At 71.0% G+C, this 8986-nt stretch carries 8 protein-coding genes; 6 read left to right on the top strand and 2 right to left on the bottom strand.

The window, feature by feature from the left end; genetic code table 11:
* The 3 genes from VQ02_RS27215 to cuyB all read left to right on the top strand — a co-directional run.
* On the top strand, nt 1–611 hold a 611-nt coding region (locus VQ02_RS27215; RefSeq protein WP_048447374.1), incomplete at its 5' end, for a glycosyltransferase.
* 64 nt (nt 612–675) lie between these two features.
* Nucleotides 676–1578, top strand: coding sequence for a LysR family transcriptional regulator (locus VQ02_RS27210; protein WP_048447373.1), 903 nt, complete (start codon nt 676–678; stop codon nt 1576–1578).
* Between the two features lie 59 nt (nt 1579–1637).
* Nucleotides 1638–2339, top strand: a complete 702-nt coding sequence (cuyB, locus tag VQ02_RS27205; protein WP_048447372.1) for a cysteate racemase — start codon at nt 1638–1640, stop codon at nt 2337–2339.
* Between the two features lie 19 nt (nt 2340–2358).
* Here cuyB and VQ02_RS27200 read toward each other — a convergent pair whose 3' ends face one another.
* Complete coding sequence (locus VQ02_RS27200; protein WP_048447371.1) at nt 2359–2802, bottom strand: DUF488 domain-containing protein; 444 nt, start codon at nt 2800–2802, stop codon at nt 2359–2361.
* Nucleotides 2803–2997: 195 nt separating this feature from the next.
* Here VQ02_RS27200 and VQ02_RS27195 point away from each other — a divergent pair, with 195 nt between their 5' ends.
* Nucleotides 2998–3861, top strand: a complete 864-nt coding sequence (locus VQ02_RS27195; RefSeq protein ID WP_048447377.1) for a glycoside hydrolase family 25 protein — start codon at nt 2998–3000, stop codon at nt 3859–3861.
* Between the two features lie 217 nt (nt 3862–4078).
* On the opposite strand, the gene VQ02_RS27190 is transcribed toward VQ02_RS27195, so the two are convergent.
* Nucleotides 4079–5089 carry a 1-aminocyclopropane-1-carboxylate deaminase gene (locus VQ02_RS27190; RefSeq protein ID WP_048447370.1) on the bottom strand — a complete coding sequence of 337 codons (1011 nt, stop codon included), beginning with the start codon at nt 5087–5089 and terminating at the stop codon, nt 4079–4081.
* A 167-nt stretch (nt 5090–5256) separates the two neighbouring features.
* Between VQ02_RS27190 and VQ02_RS27185 the strand changes: the two genes are divergently transcribed.
* Together VQ02_RS27185 and uvrA are read left to right on the top strand one after the other, a co-directional pair.
* Nucleotides 5257–5721 carry an Lrp/AsnC family transcriptional regulator gene (locus tag VQ02_RS27185; RefSeq protein WP_048447369.1) on the top strand — a complete coding sequence of 155 codons (465 nt, stop codon included), beginning with the start codon at nt 5257–5259 and terminating at the stop codon, nt 5719–5721.
* Between the two features lie 200 nt (nt 5722–5921).
* Nucleotides 5922–8921 carry an excinuclease ABC subunit UvrA gene (gene uvrA / locus VQ02_RS27180; RefSeq protein ID WP_048447368.1) on the top strand — a complete coding sequence of 1000 codons (3000 nt, stop codon included), beginning with the start codon at nt 5922–5924 and terminating at the stop codon, nt 8919–8921.
* Nucleotides 8922–8986 lie beyond the last annotated feature (65 nt).

Below are 8986 nucleotides of genomic sequence, written 5' to 3'. Positions count from 1 at the left end.
TCCGCCCCCGGGACGGCGAGGCGGCGCCCGACGCGCTCGCCGGCCTGCCGCGCCCGTTCTTCCTGTTCGTCGGGCGGCTCGCCGTCGAGAAGAACGTCGAGGCGTTCCTGCGCCTCGATCTCCCCGGCACCAAGCTCGTCGTCGGCGACGGGCCGGACCGCGCGCGGCTCGCTGGGATCGACCCGGGCGCGCGGTTCCTCGGCACGCTGACCGGCGAGGCGCTGGCGCGGGTCTACGCCGCCTCCGACGTCTTCGTCTTCCCGAGCCTCACCGACACCTTCGGCATCGTGCTGCTGGAAGCCCTGGCGAGCGGCCTGCCGGTGGCCGCCTATCCGGTGACCGGCCCCCTCGACGTCGTCGGCGGCACGAGCGCCGGCATCCTCGACCGGGACCTCGGCGCGGCGGCCCGCGCCGCCCTGGCGATTCCCCGGGCGGCCTGCCGCGCCGAGGCCCTGCGCTACACCTGGGAGGCGAGCGCCGACCAGTTCTACGGCAACATCGAGATCGCCCACGCCGACGGCCTGCCGGCGCAGCGGCGCTGGCGGCCGGGCCTGCTGCGGGCGCTGCCGGGCGAGGCGCCCTCACCGCTGTCGCGGGCGGGCGAGGGATAGCCGGATCCCGTGCGCCGCCGCCCGGTTGCACCGCGGTCGCGTGCTGCTCTAGGTTGGCGCCATCATGGAGCTGAAATGGCTTGAGGATTTCGCCAGCCTCGCCCGGACCGGCAGCTTCTCGCGGTCGGCCGACGAGCGCCACGTCACGCAATCCGCCTTCAGCCGCCGCATCCAGGCCCTCGAAGCGTGGCTCGGCGTCGCCCTCATCGACCGCAGCACCTACCCGACGACGCTGACGGCCGCCGGCCGGGAGTTTCGCGAGACGGCCGAGGAGACGGTGCGGCTGCTCCACGGCAGCCGCGCCGCGCTGCAGGCCAGCGCCCGGCCGAGCCCGCAGAGCGTGGCCGTCGCCGCGCTGCACACCCTGGCCCTGACCTTCTTCCCGCGCTGGTTCCGGCAGGTCGAGGAGCGCACCGGCCCGCTCGGCAGCCGCCTGCTGCCCGACGACTTCCACGCCTGCCTCCAGGCCCTCGTCGAGGGCGGCTACGACTTCCTGCTGACCTTCCACCATCCGAGCGTCGGGACCCTGCTCGACCCCGGGTTCTTCCCGCACCGCGTGGTCGGAACCGACAGCCTCGTCGCCGTGCGGAGCGCGGTGCTGGCGGAGACGGATGCCGGCCTGCCGCTTCTCAGCCACGCCCGGAACTCCTTCCTCGGCCGGGTGGCGGCCGTCGCGCAATCCCGAGGAGGCAGTGATCCTCCCGTCACCGTCCACACCAACGAGAACGCGATGGCCGAGGCGCTGAAGGTCATGGCGCTGGAGGGACATGGGCTCGCCTGGCTGCCCCGCAGCCTCGTCGCCCGCGACCTGGCCGAGGGCCGCCTCCTCGCCTCGGGTGAGTCGCTCCCGCTCGAGATCCGGCTGTACCGCAACGCCGCGCATCGGCGCGCCGCGGTCGCGGCGGTGTGGCAGGCGGCGGAGGCCATCGCCGACCAAACTATGCGAAATGCGAATGGGGTGGACTGACACGGCATTGGACCCGTCCCCGCCGTGCCGCGCATCGTCTCCGGCATCAGGAGGTCGCGATGCTCGGTGTTCTCGGTGGGATGGGTCCGATGGCGGCCGTCGATTTCATGGCCAAGGTCGTCCGGAACACACCGGCCTCCCGCGACCAGGACCACGTCCGGATGGTGGTCTGCTCGGCCGCCGACATTCCCGACCGCACGGCCGCGATCCTCGGCGAGGGGGCGGATCCCCTCCCGGCGATGCGGGACGCCCTGCGGCGGCTCGAGGCGGCGGGCGCGACCCGCATCGCGATCCCCTGCAACACCGCGCATCACTGGCACGCCGCGCTGCAGGCCGGGACGCCGCTGCCGATCCTGCACATCGTCGACGCGGTGGCCGACACGCTCGCCGGACCGCCGGGCGCCGCCATCGGCGTTCCGGCCACCAGCGGCACCGTCCGGGCCGGGATCTACCAGAGCCGTCTCGGCCTGCGCGGCTACGCCTGCCGGATCCCCGACGACGCGGCGCAGGCCGAGGTCATGCGGGCGATCCGGCTCGTGAAGGCCGGACGCCTCCCGGAGGCGACCGCGATCCTGCGCCGTGAGGCCGAGGCGCTCGCCGCGGCGGGGTGCCGCGAGGTCGTGATGGCCTGCACCGAGATCCCGGTCGCCCTCGCGGCGGCGGACGGCCCGGTGCGCGCGGGCCTGGTGGACGCCACCGAGGCCCTGGCCCGGTCCTGCGTCGCGGCCTGCCGGCCCGAGGCAGCCCCCGTCGCCGCCTGAGCGGGGCGCGGACCGCCCCTCAGGCGAACAGGTCCACGATGTCGAACCCCCTCCCCGCCAGCCGCTCGCTCAGCACCCGGCGGTGGCAGCGCTCCGGGTCGCGCTCGAAGCAGAGCAGGCAGGTCGGCCCGGCCGCGGCGAGGGCCGCCAGCTCGTCGAGGGCGGCCTCGCCGGCGCCGGTGTCCAGCACCTCCTCGCAGTAGATCCGCCGCATCAGCCCGGCATCGTGCGCCCGCGCCGCCTCGCGGCCGGCCTTGGGCGTGCCGAGCGCGCGCAGATGCGCGTAGGCGATGCCGGCCTCGGCCAAACCGGCGGCGAGCGCGCTCTTCGAGAAGCCGCGCTTGCGCGACAGGGCCACCGCCCGCACATCGGCCAGGGTCGCCACCCCGGCCCCGCGCAGGGCCGCCGTGAAGCGCTCGGAATCGGCGCCTTCGTACCCTATGGTAAACAGAACCTTGGCCACGCGACGCCCCGACAAACATCAGCCCCAGTCGGGGCTTATGCCCGATGGTCGAGGCCCGGGCGAGCCTCGCGGCCGCGTACGTGGCTTTCGTGCCACGCGTTTCGGAATTCCGTTCAGGTCCCGTCAAGCTTCCATTAACCGGCCCCACCGCATCGAATAGCCATAGTGTTCCGCGTCAAGTCAGGTCGCGCCCCGATGCCGATGGAGTCGAAGAGCCCCTCCGCCCTGTCGCGAGGTTTGTCCTGGGGGGTGTCCTGGGGCAGACGCCTGCTCGTGGGGGCGAGCCTGGCCGCCCTCGCGGCCTGCGCCGGCGGCGGGGCCGATTTCTACCCGACCAAGGGCGACGTGAAGCCCCATCCGGGCGTGGCCCGGGCCAAGCGCCACCCGATCCACGGGATCGACGTCTCGAAGTGGCAGGGGCCGATCGACTGGGCCTCGGTCAAGGGCGCCGGCACCCAGTTCGCCTTCATCAAGGCGACCGAGGGCGGCGACCACATCGACGAGCGCTTCCGCGAGAACTGGGACGGCGCCGCTCGGGCCGGCGTGCCCCGGGGCGCCTACCACTTCGTGTTCTGGTGCCGCTCGGCCAAGGACCAGATGGACTGGTTCAAGCGCAACGTCCCCAACGACCCGACCGCCCTGCCCCCGGTCCTCGACGTCGAGTGGAACGGCCACTCGCAGCTCTGCCCGAAGAAGCTGCCGAAGGCCCAGGCCCTCGCCATGACCGAGTACATGCTGCGGGAGATGGAGGCCTACACCGGCAAGCGGCCGATCATCTACACCGACATCACCTTCCACAAGGACGTGCTCGAGGGCGAGCTGCCGGATTACCCGCACTGGGTCCGCTCGACCGCCGCCGAGCCGGAGCAGCGCTACGTCAACCGCGACTGGATGCTGTGGCAGTTCACCTCGACCGGCCGGGTGCCGGGCGTGCGCGGCGACGTCGACCGCAACGCCTTCTACGGCACCCAGGCCGAGTGGGCCTCGTTCCTCGCCACCGACTGCGACCCGCGCCACCATCGCCGGCTCTCGGCGGCGGGGCTGTGCACCGACAAGTAGTCGCACCGCAGTGACGGAGACGACGAAGCCCGGCCCGCGACGAGCGGCCGGGCTTCTTCTTTTGGCTTCGATGGAAGCTCGCGAACAGACCTGAAATCCACCGGGTCATCCCGGGCTCCGCTGCGCGGCCCCGGGACGACGCGGAGGGTGGCAGGTCCGGGGTCCGTTCGGCGAACGACGCGTTGCCGAGCGCCCCCGCCGAGCGCCCCCGGCCCCGTCAGCCGTTGCGGAAGGTGTAGCTGTAGCCGTTGAGGGCCGGCGCTCCGCCGAGATGGGCGTAGAGCACCTTCGAGCCCTTGGGGAAGAAGCCCTTCTGGACGAGGTCGATCATGCCCTGCATCGACTTGCCCTCGTAGACCGGGTCGGTGATCATCGCCTCGAGCCGGGCCGCGAGGCGGATCGCCTCCACGGTCTCCTTCGAGGGCACGCCGTAGACCGGATAGGCGTAGTCCTCCTTGAGCACCACGTCGTCCGCGACGATCTCGCCAGCGCCGACGAGGGCGGCGGTGTTCCGCGCGATCTCGAGCACCTGCGCCATGGTCTGGGCCGGGGTGCAGGAGGCGTCGATGCCGATGACATTGCGGGCCCGGCCGTCGGCCGAGAAGCCGACCAGCATGCCCGCATGGGTCGAGCCGGTGACGGTGCAGACGACGATGTAGTCGAAGCGGAGGCCCATCTCGGCCTCCTGCCGGCGCACCTCCTCGGCGAAGCCGACATAGCCGAGGCCGCCGAGCTTGTGCACCGAGGCGCCGGCCGGGATCGGGTAGGGCTTGCCGCCCTTGGCCTTCACGTCCTCGATCGCCTGCTTCCAGCTGTCGCGGATGCCGATGTCGAAGCCGTCGTCGACGAGCTGCGACTCGGCACCCATGATCCGCGTCAGCATGATGTTGCCGACCCGGTCGTAGACCGCGTCCTCGTGCGGCACCCAGGCCTCCTGGATCACCCGGCACTTCATGCCGATCTTGGCCGCCACCGCCGCCACCATGCGGGTGTGGTTCGACTGCACGCCGCCGATCGACACCAGGGTGTCGGCGCCCGAGGCGATCGCGTCCGGCACGATGTATTCGAGCTTGCGCAGCTTGTTGCCGCCATAAGCCAGGCCCGAGTTGCAGTCCTCGCGCTTGGCGTAGATTTGCACGTCACCGCCGAGATGGGCGGTCAGGCGCGGCAGGTGCTCGATCGGGGTCGGGCCGAAGGTCAGGGGGTAGCGCTCGAACTGCGACAGCATCGATGAGGGCATCGCCGGGGGTCCCGTATGGAAGGCCGTTCCAAGCTAGCAGGCTCGTGGCGGAAGGTGCTCTCGAACTTGCGCGATCTTTGACACCAGAATGCGCCTTCTGCGCGTCAGCGTGCTACGATCATCCATATCAAGGAGCCAGAGCGGAAGGATCTCTCATGGCCGCCGGGCTCGACCGCATCGACCTAAAAATTCTCCGTCTGCTGCAGGAGGATGGCCGAATCGGCAACGCGGAACTGGCCAAGCGGGTGAACACCAGTCCGGCGACCTGCCACCGCCGCACGCAGCGCCTGTTCGACGAGGGGTACCTGCGCGGCGTGCGCGGCGTGGTGGCGCCGGAGAAGGTCGGCCGCGGCTCGCTGGTCCTCGTCGGCGTGGTGCTCGACCGCTCGACACCGGAGAGCTTCTCCGCCTTCGAGGCGGCGGCGCTCGCCATGCCGATGCTGCTCGACTGCCACCTCGTCGCCGGCGACTTCGACTACTTCCTCAAGATCCGCGTCTCCGACATGGCCGACTTCAACCGGCTGCACAGCGAGACCCTGATCGCGCTGCCCGGCGTGCGCCAGACCCGGACCTTCTTCGTCATGAAGGAGGTGATCGACAACGCGCCGCTCAGCTTGTGAGAACGCGACGGTTGCCGCTGTACGCAGTTTGTTCTAGTCCTGATCCGAGACTTTCCCGGAGCCTTGGCCCGGGACCCCCGGCGCCCCATCTGGTCACCAGCACGGTCGACAGGGTTCTCGGCATCGCGGGCTCCCGGCCGGTCCCCGGTCCCATCAAGCCTGGCCGCGCCCCATCGTCGTCGGCCCGGAGCCTTTCCTGCATGGCCTCTCTCGACAAGCTGTTCGACCGTTCCGCGGAGGGCCGCGTGATCGCGGTGCGGGGCGCCCGCGAGCACAACCTGAAGAACGTCGACCTGACGATCCCCCGCGACAAGCTCGTGGTGTTCACCGGCCTGTCCGGCTCCGGCAAGTCGTCGCTCGCCTTCGACACCATCTACGCCGAGGGGCAGCGCCGGTACGTCGAGTCGCTCTCGGCCTATGCCCGCCAGTTCCTCGAGATGATGGCCAAGCCCGACGTCGACCAGATCGACGGGCTGTCGCCGGCGATCTCGATCGAGCAGAAGACCACCTCGAAGAACCCGCGCTCGACGGTCGGTACGGTCACGGAGATCTACGACTACATGCGCCTGCTCTGGGCGCGGGTCGGCATCCCGTACTCGCCGGCCACCGGCCTGCCGATCGAGAGCCAGACCGTCAGCCAGATGGTCGACCGGGTGCTGGCCCTGCCTGAGAAGACCCGCCTCTACCTGCTCGCTCCCGTGGTGCGCGGCCGCAAGGGCGAGTACCGCAAGGAGATCGCCGAGTTCCAGAAGAAGGGCTTCCAGCGCCTGCGCGTCGACGGCGAGTACTACGCCATCGACGACGTCCCGAAGCTCGACAAGAAGCTCAAGCACGACATCGACGTGGTGGTCGACCGGATCGTGGTGCGGGCCGACATGGCCTCGCGGCTGGCCGACTCGTTCGAGACCGCGCTGGAGCTCGCCGACGGCATCGCGGTCGTGGCCTTCGCGGACGCGCCCGACGATGGCCCGGCGCCGGAGCCCATCACCTTCTCGTCGCGCTTCGCCTGCCCGGTCTCCGGCTTCACGATTCCCGAGATCGAGCCGCGGCTGTTCTCGTTCAACAACCCGTTCGGCGCCTGCCCGACCTGCGGCGGCATCGGCCACGAGATGCGGATCGACCCGACGCTGGTCATCGCCGACGAGGCCCTGAGCCTGTCGCGCGGCGCCGTCGCGCCCTGGGCGAAGTCGACCTCGCCCTATTACGGCCAGACCCTGGAGGCACTGGCGCGCCACTACCGCTTCCGCACCGACACGCCGTGGGGCAAGCTCACCGAGGCCGCCCGCCAGGTGGTGCTCTACGGCTCGGACGGCGACGAGGTTCGCTTCGCCTACAATGACGGCCTGCGCGCCTACGAGGTGTCGAAGCCCTTCGAGGGCGTGATCCCGAACCTCGAGCGGCGCTACAAGGAGACCGACAGCGACGCGGCGCGGGAGGACATCGGCCGGTTCATGGCCGAGACGCCGTGCTCGGCCTGCGGCGGCAAGCGGCTGAAGCCCGAGGCGCTCGCGGTGAAGATCGCCGGCTTCGACGTCGGCGACGCCACCGTGCTCTCGGTGCGCGACGCCCACCGGTGGTTCGGCGAGCTGCCCGAGCACCTGACGCCGAAGCAGAACGAGATCGCGGTCCGCATCCTCAAGGAGATCCGCGACCGCCTGACCTTCCTGGTCGATGTCGGGCTGGAATACCTCACGCTCGCCCGCGGCTCGGGCTCGCTGTCGGGCGGCGAGAGCCAGCGCATCCGCCTCGCCTCGCAGATCGGCTCCGGCCTCACCGGCGTCCTCTACGTGCTCGACGAGCCGTCGATCGGCCTGCACCAGCGCGACAACGAGCGCCTGCTCGGCACCCTCAAGCGCCTGCGCGACCTCGGCAACTCGGTGATCGTGGTCGAGCACGACGAGGACGCGATCCTGCAGGCCGACTACGTCGTCGATGTCGGCCCTGGCGCCGGCATCCATGGCGGGCAGATCGTGGCGCAGGGCACGCCGCCCGAGCTCCTGGCCGATCCGAACTCGCTCACCGCCAAGTATCTCACCGGCGCCCTCTCGGTGCGGGTGCCGAAGAGCCGGCGCACGGCGAAGACGATCCCGTCCGCCAAGGGGGAGAAGTCCGAGGGCCAGACCCTGCGCCTCGTCGGCGCCCGCGGCAACAACCTGAAGGACGTGACCGCCGCGATCCCGCTCGGCACCTTCACCTGCATCACCGGCGTCTCGGGCGGCGGCAAGTCGACCCTCGTCGTCGACACGCTCTACAAGGCGGCGGCGCGCAAGCTCAACGGCGCCCTGGAGCACCCGGCGCCGCACGACCGCATCGAGGGGCTTGAGCACCTCGACAAGGTCATCGACATCGACCAGTCGCCGATCGGCCGCACCCCGCGCTCGAACCCCGCCACGTATATCGGCGCCTTCACGCCGATCCGCGACTGGTTCGCCGGCCTGCCCGAGGCCAAGGCCCGCGGCTACCAGCCCGGCCGGTTCTCGTTCAACGTCAAGGGCGGGCGCTGCGAGGCCTGCTCCGGCGACGGCGTCATCAAGATCGAGATGCACTTCCTGCCGGACGTCTACGTCACCTGCGACGTCTGCAAGGGCAAGCGCTACGACCGCGAGACCCTGGAGGTGAAGTACCGCGAGCGCTCGATCGCCGACGTGCTCGACATGACGGTGGAGGAGGCGGCCGAGCTGTTCAAGGCGGTGCCGGCGATCCGCGAGAAGCTCGAGACCCTGGCCCGGGTCGGCCTCGGCTACGTCCGGGTCGGCCAGCAGGCCACGACACTGTCGGGCGGCGAGGCGCAGCGCGTCAAGCTGTCGAAGGAGCTGTCGAAGCGCGCCACCGGCCGCACCCTCTACATCCTCGACGAGCCGACCACCGGCCTGCACTTCCACGACGTCGCCAAGCTGATGGAGGTGCTGCACGAGCTCGTCGACCAGGGCAACAGCGTCGTGGTGATCGAGCACAACCTCGAGGTCATCAAGACCGCCGACTGGGTGATCGACATGGGCCCGGAGGGCGGCGACGGCGGCGGCACCATCGTGGCGGAAGGCACGCCGGAGGACATCGCCGCCTCGGCGAAGAGCCATACCGGGCGCTTCCTGCGCGAGGTCCTGGCCCGCCGCCCGGCCGCGCCCCAGGGAGGATCCAAGGCGGCGCCGCGCGCCTCCCGGACCCGCAAGCCGGCGGCGAGCAAGCAGGCGGCCGAATAGCTTCCCGCCGAAAACACCCGCGAATCACGACGGCACGGGCGGGGAACCCGCCTGTGCAACGCACA

Source organism: Methylobacterium variabile (genome assembly GCF_001043975.1).
Taxonomy (GTDB): domain Bacteria; phylum Pseudomonadota; class Alphaproteobacteria; order Rhizobiales; family Beijerinckiaceae; genus Methylobacterium; species Methylobacterium variabile.
Note: the sequence above shows the minus strand (reverse complement) of the source record. Positions and strands in the feature narration are given on the sequence as shown.

Bases quoted from the DNA above. Each gene is read 5' to 3' on its own strand.
- uvrA (WP_048447368.1), top strand. From the start codon at position 5,922: ATGGCCTCTCTCGACAAGCTGTTCGACCGTTCCGCGGAGGGCCGCGTG.
- VQ02_RS27190 (WP_048447370.1), bottom strand. From the start codon at position 5,089: ATGCTGTCGCAGTTCGAGCGCTACCCCCTGACCTTCGGCCCGACCCCG.
- VQ02_RS27195 (WP_048447377.1), top strand. From the start codon at position 2,998: ATGCCGATGGAGTCGAAGAGCCCCTCCGCCCTGTCGCGAGGTTTGTCC.
- VQ02_RS27185 (WP_048447369.1), top strand. From the start codon at position 5,257: ATGGCCGCCGGGCTCGACCGCATCGACCTAAAAATTCTCCGTCTGCTG.
- cuyB (WP_048447372.1), top strand. From the start codon at position 1,638: ATGCTCGGTGTTCTCGGTGGGATGGGTCCGATGGCGGCCGTCGATTTC.
- VQ02_RS27210 (WP_048447373.1), top strand. From the start codon at position 676: ATGGAGCTGAAATGGCTTGAGGATTTCGCCAGCCTCGCCCGGACCGGC.